Origin of the sequence: Robertmurraya korlensis NBRC 107688, from assembly GCF_001591645.1 — a bacterium.
Lineage (GTDB): Bacteria > Bacillota > Bacilli > Bacillales > Cytobacillaceae > Robertmurraya_A.
On sequence record NZ_BCVH01000001.1, the window covers coordinates 144223 to 161850 of the forward strand.

Genomic DNA, 17628 nt, shown 5'->3' on the forward strand with positions numbered 1-17628 from the left:
TGATAAAATGTATGAAGAAACTAACTGAATATAGAACAGGAGTGGAGACAATTGAGTTCATCCTTTGAAGAAAAAACAATAAAGTCAGAAAAGATTTTCTCAGGGAAAATCATCTCATTACAGGTAGACGATGTGGAGCTTCCAAATGGGAAGCACTCAAAGCGCGAACTTATTAAACATCCAGGTGCAGTGGCTGTTATTGCCATTACAAATGAAGGAAAAATTGTCATGGTAGAGCAATACAGAAAGGCCTTAGAAAGGGATATTGTGGAAATCCCTGCAGGAAAACTTGAAAAGGGAGAAGAACCAGCCCTTTGTGCTAAGCGTGAGCTTGAAGAAGAAACCGGTTATGTGTGCCAAAGCCTAGATTTGCTGATTTCCTTTTACACATCACCAGGCTTCGCAGATGAAATTGTTCATTTATATGTGGCACGTGGATTAGAGAAAAAAGAAGATGCGGCACCGCCAGACGAGGATGAATTTGTTACATTAGTAGAGCTAACGCTCGAAGAAGCACTTCAGTACATAGAAGAGAGAAAAATATATGATGCAAAAACAGCCTATGCCGTTCAATACTTACAACTTCAAGAGGCACTAACGAAATGAACTCGTACTTCGCCGACCTTCACATCCATATTGGGAGAACATGGAATGGGAAGGCAGTGAAAATAACGGGGGCCAAATCATTAACGTTTACAAATATTATTCAACATGCGAGAACGATAAAAGGGCTGGATATTATAGGAATCATTGATTGCCATTCACCTGAGGTGATTCAAGAGATGGAATCATTGATCCGTGAAGGGGAATTAATAGAGGCCCCAAGAGGCGGGTTGTTATACGGGGACATGCTTATTCTGATGGGTTCTGAACTTGAAATCTATGACGATAACTGCAAGGGCCCCATTCATATACTAGCCTTTTTGCCTGATATGACTCGGTTAAAGGAATTTTCCCAGTGGCTTTCTAATCATTTGAAAAATATCAACCTCAGCTCACAGCGAGTGTATGTAACGGGCCTGGAGTTGCAGAAAAAGGTGAAGGAGCTAGGGGGATTATTTATTCCAGCTCATGTATTTACACCTTTTAAAAGCTTGTTTGGAAAGGGAGTAGAACAGTCACTCACCGAAGTATTTGACCCAGATTTAATAGACGGAATTGAGCTTGGATTAAGCGCGAATACGCAAATGGCAGACCAAATAAGTGAGCTTCATCGGTATTCGTATGTTACGAATTCGGATGCCCACTCATTAGGGAAAATTGCGAGAGAATATCAGCAGATAAAAATGAAGGAATTGTCTTTTACTAGCTTTCAGGAGGCTTTATACAACCAAGAGGGTCAGTATGTAGAGGCCAATTATGGGCTTGATCCCTTGCTTGGAAAGTATCACGAAACCGTATGCGCGAACTGCAATGAAAAAGTGCTTGTATCCAATCATTCATGTGAAGCTTGCGGACATACAAAATTCATTAAAGGCGTCGCAACAAGAATACGTGAACTTCAGACTGCTAAAGAGGGAAAAAGGGGGCGTCCTCCTTATATTCATCAAGTTCCGTTAGATTTTATTCCAGGACTTGGACCAAAGCTTTTTCAAAAATTGCTTGATCATTTTGGAACGGAAATGGCTATTCTCCACCATGTGCCGGAAGAGGCTATACAAGAGGTTGTACCAAAACGTGTGGCAGATTTAATTATTTCAGCTAGAAAAGGAGAACTTCACTTTCATGCTGGCGGTGGAGGAAAATATGGGAAAATTATTGAATAGAAGAGACAGGAGCTACTGTCTCTTCTTTTTATTTGAGCTTTGAAAAAATACATGTATCCCTGAGCGTTTTTCCATCAGCACTTTGACTATTTTTTTTCAAGGTGGCTTCTAGAGTGAATCCGAGTTTTTCAGGAATAGACCGGCTAGCGGTGTTATCGGGGTCACAGCGAATTTCCACACGAGTTGCTTTCAAATCTTGAAAGACAAAATCCATTAAAGCAGTGGTTGCTTCCGTGATATAACCGTTTCTGGTAAAGCGGGTATCACACCAATATCCAATCTCAAAGCAGCCTGCATTCCAGTTCATTCGATGTAGACCTGTTGATCCGATAAACTGATGATCCTCTTTTCTAAAAATATGAAGACGAATATCCTCTTTTAATATAAATTGTGCATAGGATTTTCTAACCCCTTCTTCAACTTCCTCGAGCGTTTGATTACTGTGAGCGAATGGGAGCCATTGCTGTAATTCTTCTAAGGATGCTTGAATGGCTTCATAAACAAGGTGACCGTCTCCAGGCATGCAAGGTCGGATATAAAGACGCTCTGATTCTATTTTTTCAGGAAAATCTATTAAGATAGGTTTCATTATCTTTCCCTCCAAAAAATGAGATTTCGAGTATTATAACTGGAAAGTAATGGTTAAGACAAGAGATTTTTAGAATCTATCTAGTCATACCTTTACTAGAGTTGGCATACATTTTATTAACTGAGTTGTAAGGGGAGGAAAAGCAATTGAAGAATAGAAAATACCAGAACGTCGTAGCAATGCATTTCCGCGAGCACTCCTCGATTTATTTATTTGTCGTGGTGTTATTTCTAATGGGAGTCATCTTTGGAGCGATAATCGTCAATAGTTTAAGCTTTACCCAGAAGGAAGACCTATTTTATTATTTAACACAATTTTTCGGACAAGTATCAGACGGAAAAGTAGCGGCATCAAAAGATTTGTTTTACCAAAGCTTCTTTCATAATAGTAAGTTTGTGGGCCTCATGTGGGTACTGGGTGTGTCAATCATCGGCTTGCCAATCACACTCATACTTTTGTTTATGAAAGGAATGGTTGTGGGATTTACGGTCGGGTTTTTAGTAAATCAAATGGGATGGGAAGGGTTTGTTCTATCATTTGTGTCCGTACTTCCTCAAAATCTATTAATTATCCCAGTTTTTATTATAGGTGCGACGCTGTCAGTAGCATTCTCACTAAAGATGATTCGAAGACAGTTTATGAAAAAACAAGGTCAACCAATCATGCCACTACTAGGTGGATACGTTGCAGCCTTTTTAGTAGCTCTTGTATTTATTGCCATTGCTGCTGCAATTGAAGCGTATATTTCACCATTATTAATGGAATCAATTGTTGAGTCAATCCACTCTTAATTATAATTATTTTTATATAGTAATAGTTATTTTGCCTTATTTGTAATTATTTTATTTTGAAAGTCTATTCCCATCTGTTATAATGGGTATTGACAGTGGCGAGGGAGGACTTTCGTGATGGAAAATCGAATTGATAGAATAAAAAAACAGTTACATTCGTCCAGTTACAAGTTAACACCTCAGCGCGAAGCAACCGTTCGAGTGTTATTAGAGCATGAAGAGGATCATTTAAGTGCGGAAGATGTATACCTCCTTGTAAAAGAAAAATCGCCTGAGATTGGATTGGCAACTGTTTATCGAACATTGGAATTACTAACTGAATTAAAAATTGTTGATAAAATAAACTTTGGAGATGGAGTCTCAAGATACGACTTAAGACAAGAAGGTGCTGCACACTTCCATCATCATTTGGTATGTATTGAATGTGGCGCGGTTGATGAAATACAAGAAGATCTACTTGAAGAAGTCGAAGAGCAGGTCGAGCGTCGTTGGAACTTTAAAATCAAAGACCATCGCTTAACCTTTCATGGAATTTGTCATCGCTGCCATGACAAAGTAGAGGAAGAATAACAAAACCAGCAAAACCTTTTCAAATAGGAAAGGTTTTTTATTTTTGCTTTTTTTGATGATATGATCTCAATTCAGTCCGAATGGAAGTCTGATTTGGACAGGAGCAGCCTTCTCTACAAAAACCGCCTGTATTTTAAGAAGAAACACGGAACCAAGGTATAATTCTTGTCCAAACTGGCATACCCTTTATTAGTGGGCTCTTTAAGAATAAGAGCCAAAACTTTATTATTGGACTTGGGGGACATCAAAAATGAAAACGTGGTTCCAGCTCGTTTTTCAAACCTTAAAGGTATTTATCCTTTTTACCGGATGCACAATCCTCTTTTATTATGGTATTATGTGGGTAAATGAAGAGTATCAAGATTATCATCGATATGATGAACCAAACGGGACAGCGGTAAAAGTATCTGCGAGTGTAGGTGACCAAAAGTCTACATGGTTTGATCGCATCGTTCTTTTTTACTTAAATGGGGAGTAATGTTGGATGGAAGATGAGTTAAAGGATTTTATGCATTTTCTAATCGTCGAAAAGGCATTAGCTAAAAATACGATTGTTTCATACGAAAGAGATTTAAAATCATATCTAAAATTTTTAAAGACAGTAGAAAATATTCAGTCGATTAATGATATTGCGCGAATCCAAATAGTACACTTTTTAGGTCATTTAAAAGAACATGGAAAATCGTCAAGAACGATTGCTAGAAATATAGCCTCGATTCGAGCTTTTCATCAGTTCTTATTACGTGAAAAAGTAGCAGAGCAAGATCCTTCTGTACATATTGAGACACCTCAGCTTGAACGAACGCTTCCAAAGGTGTTGAATCTACAAGAGGTGGAAAGGCTATTAGAGGCACCAAAATTAACAAACCACTACGGATTACGCGACAAAGCGATGCTTGAACTTTTATATGCTACGGGAATACGTGTGAGTGAATTAATAGGATTAAATCTTGATGATGCCCATTTAACGATGGGATTTGTTCGTTGTATCGGAAAGGGAAATAAGGAGCGAATTATTCCGTTAGGACGAGCAGCAGCAACAGCCATCCAAGAGTATTTAGACAAGGGGCGCCCGCAATTCATGAAAAATCAACGGGAAGAATCTTTGTTTGTTAACCATCACGGTAGAAGATTAACTAGACAGGGGTTCTGGAAAATCTTAAAGGGATTAACTAATACAGCTCGTATTGAAAAGGAACTAACTCCTCATACACTTAGACATTCCTTTGCCACACATCTTCTTGAAAACGGAGCAGATTTAAGGGCCGTTCAAGAAATGCTTGGACATTCGGATATATCTACTACGCAAATATACACCCATGTTACGAAAACGCGTTTAAAGGACGTGTATAGTCAATTCCACCCAAGAGCCTAATAGATTCAGAGAGAGAAAAAATGTTCAAAAAGCTGCCATGGAAGAGAGCAGCTTTTCGTTGTGTTTTATATGAAACTTCTTGTACAATAGAGATGTCAGACTTCTGACGTTTTAGTTATTGAAGTGACAGATTAATATTTGGGAAAAGCTATTGATGAAGTTGTAAACGGTTAATTTTAAGGAGGAGAATAAATGCCTTATCAATATAAACGGATTTTTTTAGTTGTGATGGATTCTGTAGGGATCGGTGAAGCGAAGGATGCTGAAATGTTCGGAGATAAAGGTTCGAATACATTAGGTCATATTGCAGAAAAAATGAATGGGTTACATATGCCGAATATGGCAAAGCTTGGCCTTAGTAATATTGAGCCAGTAGGAGGAGTTGAAAAAGCAGATTCCCCTCTTGCTTTTTATACAAAGATGCAGGAAGCGTCAAATGGTAAAGATACAATGACAGGTCATTGGGAGATCATGGGGCTTCATATAAAGACTCCATTTAAAGTATTTCCGGATGGGTTCCCAGATGAGCTGTTAGCTGAACTAGAAGAAAAGACAGGAAGAAAAATTATCGGAAATAAGCCTGCAAGTGGAACGGAAATTCTCGATGAATTGGGCGAAGAACATATGAAGACGGGGGCATTAATCGTCTATACGTCAGCTGATTCCGTTTTGCAAATTGCCGCACATGAAGACATTGTTCCGATTGAAGAGCAATATAAAATTTGTAAAATAGCTAGAGAGCTTACCCTAGATGAAAAATACATGGTCGGTCGAATTATTGCCAGACCATTTGTAGGAGAACCAGGGAATTTTAAGAGAACAGCGAACCGTCATGATTATGCACTAAAACCATTTGATAGAACCGTGATGAATGAATTAAAGGATAGCAAGTATGATGTAATTGCCATTGGGAAAATATCAGATATTTACGATGGCGAAGGGGTAACAGAATCATTACGAACGGTGTCTAATATGGATGGAATGGATAAGCTTGTACAAACGCTTGATATGGATTTTACAGGCTTAAGCTTTTTAAATCTAGTTGATTTTGATGCGTTATTTGGACATCGAAGAGATCCAATTGGCTATGGAAAAGCACTAGAAGAGTTCGATGCACGCTTACCAGAAGTATTTGAAAAATTAAAAGATGACGATTTGTTAATTATTACGGCTGATCATGGAAACGACCCGGTTCACCCTGGAACCGACCATACACGTGAATACGTTCCTTTATTAGTGTATTCACCTGTCATGAAAGGCGGAAAAGAACTGCCTATTCGTGAGACATTTGCGGATATTGGTGCTACGGTGGCTGATAACTTCGAAGTGAATCTACCAAAGTACGGAAAAAGCTTTTTAAACGAATTAAATTAAAAGGAGTTTTGTAAGATGGACATATTAAACATAAATAATTCAGCATCTTTTTTAAAGGGGAAATATGAAAAAACGCCAAAAATTGGTCTTATCCTTGGTTCAGGGTTAGGTGTACTTGCTGATGAAATCATGGAACCTACAAAAATTCCATATGATGAGATTCCAGATTTCCCTGTTTCAACGGTAGAAGGACATGCGGGACAGCTTGTATTCGGGAAACTAGAGGGAGTCGAAGTTGTTGCAATGCAAGGAAGATTCCATTATTACGAAGGCTATAGCTTTGATAAAGTAACATTTCCTATTCGTGTAATGAAAGAACTAGGGGTAGAAATGCTAATTGTTACGAATGCTGCCGGCGGTGTTAATGAATCGTTTAAGCCGGGCGACTTAATGTTAATCACCGATCATATTAATAATATGGGTTCGAATCCGTTAATTGGACCAAATGATTCAAGATTAGGTGTACGCTTTCCTGATATGTCTGAGGCCTATGCAAAGGATTTACGTGGAAAAGCTAAACAGGTGGCAAATGGATTAGGTCTTACTCTTCAAGAGGGGGTTTACGTTGGAAACACTGGACCTACTTATGAGACACCAGCAGAAGTTCGTATGTTACGTGTGATGGGTGGGGACGCTGTTGGAATGTCTACTGTTCCAGAAGTTATCGTAGCAAGACATGCGAATCTTAAAGTACTAGGCATCTCATGTATTTCAAATATGGCAGCAGGAATTTTAGACCAACCGTTAAATCATGAGGAAGTAATCGAAACAACAGAAAAAGTAAAACATGACTTTTTAAGATTAGTTAAAGCAGTGGTTAAGGAAATCGGAGCATAAAAAAATATTCCTTATAAAGCGGTGAGATAAATGAGAATGGTAGATATTATTGAGAAAAAACGTGATGGCAAGGAACTAACAACGGAAGAAATTCAATTTTGTATAAAAGGGTACACAGATGGAAGCATTCCAGATTATCAAATGAGTGCCCTTACGATGGCAATTGTGTTTCAAGGGATGTCTGAGGCTGAAAGAGCTACTTTGACAATGTCTATGGTTGAGTCAGGTGACCAAATTGATCTATCTGATATCCATGGAATCAAGGTGGATAAACACTCGACAGGAGGAGTGGGAGATACAACCACTCTTGTTTTAGGGCCATTGGTAGCATCTGTAGGTGTACCAGTTGCCAAAATGTCCGGTCGAGGTCTTGGGCATACGGGTGGTACCATTGATAAGCTTGAATCAGTGGAAGGTTTTCATGTTGAATTAGAAAATGAAGAGTTTGTCCGATTAGTGAACCAAAATAAACTAGCTGTAATTGGTCAAAGCGGAAACTTAACACCAGCTGATAAAAAGCTTTACGCATTAAGAGACGTGACAGGTACAGTAGAGAGCATTCCATTAATCGCTAGCTCCATCATGAGTAAGAAAATTGCAGCTGGTGCAGATGCTATTGTGCTAGATGTGAAAACAGGCGCTGGGGCTTTCATGAAAACCCTTGACGATTCGCGTGAACTAGCAAAAGCTATGGTGCGTATTGGAAACAATGTTGGACGGAGAACAATGGCTGTTATCTCTGATATGAGCCAGCCCCTTGGATTTGCCATTGGAAATGCATTAGAGGTCAAAGAAGCCATTGACACGTTAAAAGGGGAAGGCCCAGAGGATTTAACAGAACTTTGTTTAACCCTTGGTAGTTATATGGTACTTTTAGCTGAAAAGGCTACTAGTGTTGAAGAAGCCCGCGAGATGCTTGCGAAAGCAATAAAGGATGGCTCAGCACTTGAAACACTGAAAGTATTTCTTCGTTCCCAAGGAGGAGATGAATCTGTTGTTGACGATCCATCAAGACTCCCTCAAGCTAGCTTTAAGATTGAAGTAGAAGCGAAGGAAGAAGGATATATCGCGGAAATTATTGCGGATGAAATTGGAACAGCTGCCATGCATTTAGGAGCTGGTAGAGCAACGAAGGAATCAGAAATCGATTTAGCTGTTGGACTTGTATTAAAAAAGAAAATTGGAGATCAAGTTCAAGTAGGAGATTCAATCGTTACGATTTATAGTAATTATGAGAATGTAGATGAGGTAAAAGAAAAGATTTATAGCAGTATCACCATAACGAAAGAAAAAGTTTCTGCGCCAATACTAATCCATGAAGTAATAACTGAATAGATCATTAAAACCTTCCTAAAATTAGGAAGGTTTTTTATTTTTTCCTTTGATTGGTTCTTTTTGTATATTTTCGCTTTTCTTGGTGAAAAATGGATGTATAAAGAATGGAGGGCTATGTGCTATGAGGAAGATTCTATCATTATTAATCGTTTTTACTTTTTTAACATCTATTGCAACCCCAACTTTCGCTGAAGAGAAAACAACGGGTGTTGAGCTTGTTGATAATGCAAAGTCAGCCGTATTAACTGAAAGAGATACAGGAACAGTTCTTTATAACAAAAACAGTGATGAAATGCTTCCGCCTGCAAGTATGACAAAAATCATGACGATGCTATTAATTATGGAGGCTATTGACTTAGGGAAGATAAAGTGGGATGAAAAAATCCGAACAAGTGAATATGCTGCTTCTATGGGAGGTTCACAAATCTTCCTAGAGCCTGGGGAAGAAATGACAACAGAAGAGATGCTTAAAGGAATTGCAATCGGATCTGCAAATGATGCTTCCGTTGCTATGGCGGAAAGGATCGCAGGTTCCGAAGAAGCTTTTGTCGAGATGATGAATACAAAGGTTAATGACCTAGGCTTAAAAAATACTGTATTTAAAAATGTTACCGGTTTACCGGAGGACGGACATTTTAGTACAGCTCATGACATGGCTGTCATGGCAAAAGAGCTATTAAAATATGAAGGAATAACAAAATTCACGGGTACATACGAAGCGTACTTACGAGAACAAAGTGATAAGAAGTTTTGGCTTGTTAATACCAATCGTCTCGTTCGTTTTTACCCTGGAGTCGATGGATTGAAGACTGGTTTTACAAATGAGGCCAAATACTGCCTAACAGCAACTGCAGAGAAAAATGGAATGCGTGTAATTGCCGTCGTCTTTGGTGCTCCAACCTCAAAAGATCGAAATGCTCAAGTGTCAAAAATGCTTGACTACGCATTTGCACAATATGAAACACATCCAATGTACGAGAGAAGCTTTTCTGTTGGTGAAGTAAAGGTTAGCAAAGGAAGTGAGAATAAGGTTGAAGCACTTACGAGCGAACCGATTTCCTTGTTAACAAAAAAAGGTGAAAAGGTCGATGATGTAAAGAAGGAAATCACATATAAAAAAGATTTGAAAGCTCCAATAGAAAAAGGGCAGACCATTGGAACATTAAAGCTTGTGAAAAATGGGAAGACATTGGTTTCTAGTCCGCTTGTAGCAAAAACATCTGTAAAGGAAGCAAATTGGTGGACGCTTTATAAAAAAACGTTTGGTATGTTTACTAAAACTAGTAAATAATTCTGTCGAATGTTTCTGTATTCATACTTTTTTTAGCGAATGAACACTAGTTTTGTCTATAAGAAGGAAATCCTCATGTAAATATCGAAAAAGACTCTCTATACCACATAAGGAGGCTATGGATAGTGAGTCTACACATTGATATGGAAACAAAGAACGATGTCTTATTGTTACGACTTAGCGGCGAATTGGACCACCATTCTGCAGATGTACTTCGTGCAGAAGCAACCAAAGCCATTGAAACACATGATATACGTCATATTATTCTTAACCTAGAGCAGTTGGAATTTATGGATAGTTCGGGTTTAGGTGTGATTCTTGGTAGATATAAGCAAATTAAACAGCATCATGGTGAAATGGTTGTTTGTGCAATTTCACCTCCTATTCAAAGACTTTTTGATATGTCAGGCTTATTTAAAATTATCCGTTTGGAGCCGACAGAAGAATTTGCTCTTCGAGTATTGGGGGTAGCGTAAACAATGAAAAATGAAATGCAGCTTCAATTTACAGCTTTAAGTCAAAATGAATCTTTTGCACGTGTCACGGTAGCGGCCTTTGTGGCGCAGCTAGATCCTACTATGGATGAATTAACAGAAATTAAAACCGTTGTTTCGGAGGCAGTGACAAATGCCATTATTCACGGATACAACAATGATCCTTCAGGTATAGTTTTTATCTCAGTAAAGATTGAAGAAAGTTTTATTGAGTTGGAGATTAAAGATGAGGGCTCTGGAATTCTTGACATAGAAGAAGCAAGACAACCATTGTATACAACGAAACCAGAGTTAGAGAGATCAGGAATGGGCTTTACGATAATGGAGAATTTCATGGATGAAATCGATGTCCATTCAGAGCTAGGAATAGGTACCACAATTCGATTAAGAAAGCATTTAGCAAAGAGCCAAATGCTATGCAATTAAGGGAGTATTGCTTATGGATGTGGAGGTAAAGACTGATAGCAAACAAACGTATTTAAAGGATCATGAAGTGAAGGATCTAATCAAGAGAAGTCAAGATGGAGATCAAGAAGCTCGGGATACAATTGTTCAAAAAAATATGCGTCTTGTTTGGTCAGTTGTTCAACGCTTTCTCAATCGGGGCTATGAACCAGATGATTTATTCCAGATTGGATGCATAGGGCTACTGAAATCCGTCGACAAATTTGACTTGTCTTACGATGTGAAATTTTCAACCTACGCAGTACCGATGATCATTGGAGAAATCCAACGTTTCATACGTGATGATGGATCTGTCAAAGTAAGTCGTTCCTTAAAAGAAATGGGCAATAAAATAAGAAGAGCTAAGGATGAATTATCCAAAACCTTAGGCAGAATACCGACTGTAAATGAAATAGCTGAACATTTAGAGCTATCTCCAGAGGATATCATTCTAGCTCAGGAGGCAAGTCGTCAACCTTCATCTATCCACGAAACCGTTTATGAAAATGATGGAGATCCCATTACTCTCCTCGATCAAATCGATGATGGAAACGAAGGGAAATGGTTTGATAAAATTGCGCTAAAGGAAGCCATTCGTGAATTAGATGAACGAGAAAGATTGATCGTTTATTTGCGGTACTATAAGGACCAAACACAGTCAGAGGTGGCAGAACGACTGGGAATATCGCAGGTCCAAGTATCAAGATTAGAAAAGAAAATATTGCAGCAGATGAAAGATCGAATGGATTTATAATCCTTCGATCTTTTTTTGTATTTATTTCCTTTACCTCCACTTATTGGTGAACATGAACCGAGGTGGTCCAAAGCATACTATTTATACGAGGAAATCACTGTGTGGGAGTGAACGAAGTGGAAAATACGATTTACATTCGAATGCGACATCGTCTCCAAGTTCGACCTCACGATTCCATAAAGCTTCAGGATGTTGCACAACTTATCGCTGAAGATTCACTGTTAGAAAAGGTGAAAAATTCTATTGTTTATAAGGTGTCAGAGAAAGATCAAAATATTATCATCTTGGATGTTATGAAGGTAATCCCTATCTTAACAAATGGTGTTGGTCAAATAAATATTGAAATTATAGGTCCAACACAAACGATTATTGAGGTAGTGTATAAAAAAATAGGGGTATCTATCCCACTTTTTATACTCATTTGGCTTCTATTGTTTTTCGGTGCGGCACTTGCCATCATGAACTTCCATGAGGATGTTAGTATGCAAGCTGTTCATCAACGGATATTTAAAATTATTACAGGCAAACAAAGTGTAAAACCACTCATTCTGCAAATCCCTTACTCATTAGGCTTAGGATTAGGTATGATCTTGTTTTTTAACCATGTGTTTAAAAAACGCTTAAATGAAGAACCTAGTCCGTTAGAGGTAGAGATGTTCAATTATCAGCAAGACCTAGATCGCTATGTGATCATTAATGAAAACGAAGAAAGTATGAAGCGTCTTCATGATCATTAATATCGTTTTTACCATATTTATAGGGCTTGCAGGAGGGATTGCAGTTGGTTCAGGATTTGTCGCTTTTCTCACCGTTTTAGGAATTATCCCAAGACTTACTCAATTAACAAAAACAATGAAAATGATTCACTGGTACGAATGGTCAGTTGTTTTCGGTGCAGTTGCAGGAACAATTGCCTCCTTAAGAGACCCTATTCTTTATTTACCTTCCTTATTACTTATCCCGTTAGGTCTAGCGGCAGGAGTATTTGTAGGTTTACTTGCAGCTGCGTTAACAGAAGTATTAAACGTTTTTCCCATCCTGGCAAAAAGGGTGAGGATAGAGGACAAAATCATGATATTGATGATGGCCTTTGTATTTGGTAAAATTTTTGGTTCTTTGTTTCATTGGATGTACTTCGTAAATGAGTAAATAAGTTATGAAAGGAACTTTCCTATGGATAGACGGCGCCGCGTGATTCTTGTTACAGATGGAGATGAATACGCAAGAAAAGCAGTCGAGCATGTTGCAAAGGAAATTGGTGGAAGATGTATTTCGATGTCTTATGGAAACCCCACAACGATCACGGGGGAAGAAATGGTGAGGCTCATTAAAAAGACACCAAAGGATCCAGTTCTTGTTATGTTCGATGATAGCGGATACGTAGGAGAGGGAGCCGGAGAGCAAGCAATGAAGTACGTAGCAACACATGAGGATATTAAAGTTCTTGGTGTATTAGCAGTAGCATCAAAAACAAGAAAAGCGGAGTGGACAAAGATTGATGTCTGTGTGGATCGCTACGGAGAGTTAACCCCTTATGGAGTAGATAAATTTGGAGAAGCGGATTTAGAGCTAGGACGAATGAATGGAGACACCGTCTATTGTGTCGATGAACTTCACGCCCCTATTGTGGTTGGTATAGGCGATATTGGAAAAATGGCTAGAAAAGATGATGTTAAGATTGGATCTCCTATTACTCGTAAAGCAATTGAAATCATCCTAGAAAGGAGTGGATTTTATGACTAAGAAATCAGCTAATCCTGTTCCTATTCCTTCCTCCCTTGAAGAGCTAGAGAACTATATGAAAACACATGTTGGTTTAGAAGAGACCTTTGATTTAGGAGTAAGGAAGTTTAAAATCCTTAAAAAAGAAGTTCATGTTTACTATTTAAACGGGTTGGTAGATACAGGATTTCTAATGGAAAATACGGAACAGCTTATTCGAATGAATGACCAAGAAAAACCAAGCTCAAGTACCGATTATTTTTCATTAATAGAAAATCATCTAGTACATCAGTCTGTATCAAAGCTAACCATTCTCGGAGAACTAATTGATCGATTATTATCCGGTACGGTTATTATCGTTGTCGAAGGGTATGCCCAAGCTATCGCACTTGACGCACGAACCTATCCAGGTAGAACACCACAAGAACCGGATACCGAAAAAGTCATACGAGGTTCACGAGACGGGTTTGTTGAAAACTTTATCGTAAATACGGCCTTAACAAGAAGAAGAATAAGGGATGAGCGATTACGATTCGAAAAGTTAACCGTTGGTGAGCGATCCAAGACAGATGTTGCCATTGCTTACCTGAAAGATGTTGCCAATCCCGACCTTATTAATGTAATTAAAAAGGAAATTGAAGCAATTGAGATTGATGGACTAACCATGTCAGATAAAGCAATTGAAGAATTTCTTGTCAAACAAGGGTATAATCCATATCCATTAGTCCGATATACAGAGAGAGCAGATATTGCAGCTACGCATATACTAGAGGGACATGTATTAATTTATGTGGACACGTCACCAAGTGTCATTATTACCCCAACTACATATTTTCAACATTTACATCATGCAGAAGAATATCGAGAATCTCCGATGGTTGGGACATTTATTAGATGGGCACGTTTATTAGGTGTTTTGGCTTCCTTATTTCTGTTGCCATTATGGTTTTTATTTGTTTTAGATCCAGGTTTTCTTCCGGAAGCGATTGAATTTATCGGTCCAAATAAGAAGACGAATATTCCAACCGTAGTCCAAATATATCTAGCAGACCTTGGAATTCTGTTATTAAGATTGGCAGCTATTCATACACCAACACCACTAGCCACCTCGATGGGATTAATAGCCGCCGTATTAATTGGGCAAATTGCTATTGATGTTGGATTGTTCGTACCGGAAGTTATTTTATATGTAGCAGTTGCAGCGGTTGGAACATTTACGACCCCGAGTTATGAGCTTGGAATTGCTAACACAATTGCTAAACTCTTTCTATTGACTGCGGTTGCGATATTTAAACTGCCTGGTTTAGTTATAGGGATAACGGTTTATATTTTATTCTTGGCGAGTATTCGTTCATTAAATAGTCCATATTTATGGCCGTTCCTTCCGTTTCATCCAAAAGCATTTTTAGAGATACTATTCCGTCGAGCTGTTCCGGGTACGAAGTTAAGACCAAGCATTGTTCAGCCAAGAGACCGTTACAGACAAAGAACAAATTAAAGGTAAATGGTAGGGAATATTGCGAATTTAATGTATCTATGGTAAAGTAATGTTTAATTTAAAACTGGTTTAATTAACACATAGGCAGCCTAGCTGTCTATTTGTGTATCCATAGAAGTGAGGGGAAGAAATGTTTTTTCATGGTTCATCAAAAATAAATGAAAGAGGCCATTTAGAGATAGGCGGCGTCGATACGACAGACCTCGTAAAAGAGTTCGGAACACCTGTATATGTTTATGATGTGTCATTGATTCGCGAGCGAGCAAGAGGGTTCAAACAAACCTTCGATCAACTAGGTATAAAAGCTCAAGTTGCTTATGCGAGCAAAGCATTCTCCACGATTGCCATGATCCAACTAGCAGAAGAAGAAGGACTTTCGTTGGACGTTGTTTCTGGGGGAGAGCTTTATACGGCAATTGCGGCGGAATTCCCAGTAGATCGAATTCATTTCCATGGAAACAACAAGAGTCGTGAAGAACTTGAAATGGCATTAAACTATCAAATTGGGTGTATTGTTGTTGATAATTTTTACGAATTAGAGCTATTAGATACAATCTGTTCGGAGAGGAAGCAATCTGTTTCTATCTTACTTCGTGTGACACCAGGGATTGAAGCTCATACTCATGATTATATTCTAACTGGCCAGGAAGACTCGAAATTTGGCTTTGATTTACAAAATGGACAAGCGGCAGAGGCACTACAAAAGGCTATGAACTCAGAGTACTTAGACCTTCTTGGAGTACATTGTCACATCGGTTCACAAATATTCGAAACAACAGGATTTCTGTTAGCTGCGAGAAAAATATTTTCAAAGCTTCATGAGTGGAAAGAAGCGTATTCATTTGAATCTAAGGTATTAAATTTAGGTGGTGGCTTCGGAATTCGTTATACGAGTGAAGATGAGCCTATTCCTGCTTCACAATATGTAAAAGAAATCATAGAAGAAGTGAAGCAGCAGGCCAAAGAGTTCTCCATGTCTATGCCAGAAATATGGATTGAGCCAGGTCGTTCACTAGTGGGTGATGCTGGTACAACGCTTTATAAAGTTGGTTCAAAAAAGGATGTTCCCAATGTACGAAAATATTTAGCGGTAGATGGTGGGATGAGTGATAATATACGTCCTGCATTATATGAGGCTAAATATGAAGCAATCATAGCGAATAAACCTCTTCAGCCAGTTGAAGAAACGGTTTCTATCGCGGGAAAATGCTGTGAATCTGGAGATATGCTTATTTGGGATCTACCGTTACCAAAGACGGATAGTGACGATATCCTTGCTGTATTTTGCACGGGGGCCTATGGTTATTCTATGGCTAACAACTATAATCGTATCCCAAGACCACCAGTTGTCTTCGTTGAGAATGGGAAAGCGGTATTAGTTGTTCGTAGAGAGACGTTTGAAGATATTGTTAAGCAAGATTTACCATTTGTTCAGCGAGTTAAGAGCTAACATACAGAGCTGTCGCAGTTGTGACAGCTTTTTACATTCCTTAGATCTTTGGGAGGTAGTCGTGAAAAGAAATAATGCGCTTTTATTTATTTTTATTTTACTTATTTCGCTTATTTGGGGCGCGTACTATTGTTTTCTATCACCGGGCTTATAAAGAAAAAAGACTCATTTTATGAGACAAAAGTTGTTGAAATTGAAAATACATTGAAGAAATGTAGAGAATCTTGTATGATAATATCGTATTGAGGAATATACAGTGAAACAAATAGAAATAATTGACATATAATACAAACGTATTTAAAGGAAATTTATCTCCTTAAAAGCTCAGGATATGATGAGGGATCACTTATGTTAATTCGCTACAAAAAAGCTTTTGAAAAAATTGCGATGGGCTTACTGTCATTTATGCCTAATGAAAAAGACCTAAAAAAGCTACAACAAACCATGAAACAGTATGACCAATCTGATGAATGGCAATTGTTTCTTTGGAAAGAAGAAGATATTATCGGTTTAATTGGGGTAACGACAGTGTCAGAGGACCTGCTAGAAATTCAACATATTTCAGTGAATCCTTCGCATCGGCACCAAGGAATTGGAAAAACGATGATAAAGGCATTAAAAGAGTTTTTCCCTGGAAAAGAGATACGAGCCAATGAAGAAACATCAGCTTTCTTCGAAAAATGCGATTCTCTTTTATAATAGAAAAAGGAAACAGCGACATTAGTCACTGCTTCCTTTTTTTTGTTTTAATGACTGTAATCTACTCTCAATAACATCTGAACGATCTCGCATGGAATGTCGATGAACAATTTCCTTGTTCTTTAGATTGCTTTCCAATCCCCAAATAAGTCCAGCTTTTTCAGCTTGATGCTGGCACTTCCTTAATAAGGACTCATCAGTTATAGGAAGATTCATGCTTTTATAAGGAAGTTTCTGCTCGATTTCACCCTTCTTCATGGTAATGGCTTCTAGTAGCATATCCTCATCAACACCGTATTTTTTTATGGATTCTTTATGTTTTGATAAAATCGATAAAGCCTTTTGGATCGTACGCAAAGCTCCAACAAAATTTTCTCGACGGTGATGGTATTGGCTGACAGCAAGCTGAATCCACCCAACTAAAATAGATTCCTTATTCCGCGCATCTACATCCTTCCAGTGTTCTTCTAGAATCTCATGACACTCAAAATAATCTCTGTCACTATGAAAATGTACTAAATAATTGATGAATTCTGTTGTAAACATAGATACGCTCCTTTTCTTTTCTTAATTTTACCATCTTTTCTACATTTACGCTTTTTGCGTAACTAAAGTACATGAGAAAAGGACAAAGTTTAA

General features: G+C 38.2%; 21 protein-coding genes. 19 read left to right on the forward strand and 2 right to left on the reverse strand.

All coding sequences use genetic code 11. The features are described 5' to 3' along the window. Positions 1-51 precede the first annotated feature (51 nt). Positions 52-606: an NUDIX hydrolase gene (locus tag BKO01S_RS00660; RefSeq protein WP_066047381.1), complete on the forward strand. Its 555-nt coding sequence runs from the start codon at positions 52-54 to the stop codon at positions 604-606. Next, positions 603-1766: an endonuclease Q family protein gene (locus BKO01S_RS00665; RefSeq protein WP_066047384.1), complete on the forward strand. Its 1164-nt coding sequence runs from the start codon at positions 603-605 to the stop codon at positions 1764-1766. The genes BKO01S_RS00660 and BKO01S_RS00665 overlap by 4 nt, the downstream gene beginning before the upstream one ends. 28 nt (positions 1767-1794) lie before the next feature. On the opposite strand, the gene BKO01S_RS00670 is transcribed toward BKO01S_RS00665, so the two are convergent. Continuing rightward, positions 1795-2355: a GNAT family N-acetyltransferase gene (locus tag BKO01S_RS00670; RefSeq protein ID WP_066047387.1), complete on the reverse strand. Its 561-nt coding sequence runs from the start codon at positions 2353-2355 to the stop codon at positions 1795-1797. A 146-nt stretch (positions 2356-2501) separates the two neighbouring features. Here BKO01S_RS00670 and spoIIM point away from each other — a divergent pair, with 146 nt between their 5' ends. From spoIIM to BKO01S_RS00755, 17 genes are all read left to right on the forward strand, one after another. Then, positions 2502-3146: a stage II sporulation protein M gene (gene spoIIM, locus BKO01S_RS00675; RefSeq protein WP_066047390.1), complete on the forward strand. Its 645-nt coding sequence runs from the start codon at positions 2502-2504 to the stop codon at positions 3144-3146. 117 nt (positions 3147-3263) lie between these two features. After that, positions 3264-3716, forward strand: coding sequence for a ferric iron uptake transcriptional regulator (gene fur, locus BKO01S_RS00680; RefSeq protein ID WP_066047393.1), 453 nt, complete (start codon positions 3264-3266; stop codon positions 3714-3716). 250 nt (positions 3717-3966) lie between these two features. Then, positions 3967-4194, forward strand: coding sequence for a YqzK family protein (locus BKO01S_RS00685; RefSeq protein ID WP_066047397.1), 228 nt, complete (start codon positions 3967-3969; stop codon positions 4192-4194). A gap of 6 nt (positions 4195-4200) precedes the next feature. Further along, on the forward strand, positions 4201-5091 hold the full coding sequence (xerD, locus tag BKO01S_RS00690) for a site-specific tyrosine recombinase XerD (protein ID WP_066047399.1): 891 nt from the start codon (positions 4201-4203) through the stop codon (positions 5089-5091). Positions 5092-5283: 192 nt separating this feature from the next. Beyond that, on the forward strand, positions 5284-6465 hold the full coding sequence (gene deoB / locus BKO01S_RS00695) for a phosphopentomutase (protein ID WP_066047401.1): 1182 nt from the start codon (positions 5284-5286) through the stop codon (positions 6463-6465). A 15-nt stretch (positions 6466-6480) separates the two neighbouring features. Beyond that, positions 6481-7302, forward strand: coding sequence for a purine-nucleoside phosphorylase (locus BKO01S_RS00700; protein WP_066047404.1), 822 nt, complete (start codon positions 6481-6483; stop codon positions 7300-7302). A 30-nt stretch (positions 7303-7332) separates the two neighbouring features. Then, positions 7333-8637: a pyrimidine-nucleoside phosphorylase gene (locus tag BKO01S_RS00705; RefSeq protein WP_066047407.1), complete on the forward strand. Its 1305-nt coding sequence runs from the start codon at positions 7333-7335 to the stop codon at positions 8635-8637. A 121-nt stretch (positions 8638-8758) separates the two neighbouring features. Next, the gene (locus BKO01S_RS00710) at positions 8759-9928 is read left to right on the forward strand and encodes a D-alanyl-D-alanine carboxypeptidase family protein (protein ID WP_066047410.1); all 1170 of its coding nucleotides are present in this window, start codon (positions 8759-8761) and stop codon (positions 9926-9928) included. 125 nt (positions 9929-10053) lie between these two features. Continuing rightward, positions 10054-10404 (forward strand): anti-sigma F factor antagonist, encoded by a 351-nt coding sequence (gene spoIIAA / locus BKO01S_RS00715; RefSeq protein WP_066047413.1) that lies wholly within the window; start codon positions 10054-10056, stop codon positions 10402-10404. A 3-nt stretch (positions 10405-10407) separates the two neighbouring features. Beyond that, the gene (gene spoIIAB, locus BKO01S_RS00720; protein ID WP_066047416.1) at positions 10408-10848 is read left to right on the forward strand and encodes an anti-sigma F factor; all 441 of its coding nucleotides are present in this window, start codon (positions 10408-10410) and stop codon (positions 10846-10848) included. Between the two features lie 13 nt (positions 10849-10861). Continuing rightward, positions 10862-11620: an RNA polymerase sporulation sigma factor SigF gene (sigF, locus tag BKO01S_RS00725; RefSeq protein WP_066047419.1), complete on the forward strand. Its 759-nt coding sequence runs from the start codon at positions 10862-10864 to the stop codon at positions 11618-11620. 116 nt (positions 11621-11736) lie between these two features. After that, positions 11737-12357, forward strand: a complete 621-nt coding sequence (locus BKO01S_RS00730; protein ID WP_066049443.1) for a stage V sporulation protein AA — start codon at positions 11737-11739, stop codon at positions 12355-12357. Continuing rightward, positions 12347-12769 (forward strand): stage V sporulation protein AB, encoded by a 423-nt coding sequence (locus BKO01S_RS00735; RefSeq protein ID WP_066047421.1) that lies wholly within the window; start codon positions 12347-12349, stop codon positions 12767-12769. The genes BKO01S_RS00730 and BKO01S_RS00735 overlap by 11 nt, the downstream gene beginning before the upstream one ends. Positions 12770-12793: 24 nt before the next feature. Further along, complete coding sequence (spoVAEA, locus tag BKO01S_RS00740) at positions 12794-13363, forward strand: stage V sporulation protein SpoVABEA (RefSeq protein WP_066047424.1); 570 nt, start codon at positions 12794-12796, stop codon at positions 13361-13363. Further along, on the forward strand, positions 13356-14840 hold the full coding sequence (locus BKO01S_RS00745) for a spore germination protein (RefSeq protein ID WP_066047425.1): 1485 nt from the start codon (positions 13356-13358) through the stop codon (positions 14838-14840). The genes spoVAEA and BKO01S_RS00745 overlap by 8 nt, the downstream gene beginning before the upstream one ends. A gap of 130 nt (positions 14841-14970) precedes the next feature. Beyond that, positions 14971-16290: a diaminopimelate decarboxylase gene (gene lysA, locus BKO01S_RS00750; RefSeq protein WP_066047428.1), complete on the forward strand. Its 1320-nt coding sequence runs from the start codon at positions 14971-14973 to the stop codon at positions 16288-16290. A 348-nt stretch (positions 16291-16638) separates the two neighbouring features. Then, positions 16639-16989, forward strand: coding sequence for a GNAT family N-acetyltransferase (locus BKO01S_RS00755; RefSeq protein WP_066047431.1), 351 nt, complete (start codon positions 16639-16641; stop codon positions 16987-16989). 21 nt (positions 16990-17010) lie between these two features. On the opposite strand, the gene BKO01S_RS00760 is transcribed toward BKO01S_RS00755, so the two are convergent. Continuing rightward, positions 17011-17535 carry a DUF309 domain-containing protein gene (locus BKO01S_RS00760; RefSeq protein WP_066047434.1) on the reverse strand — a complete coding sequence of 175 codons (525 nt, stop codon included), beginning with the start codon at positions 17533-17535 and terminating at the stop codon, positions 17011-17013. Between the last annotated feature and the right edge of the window lie 93 nt (positions 17536-17628).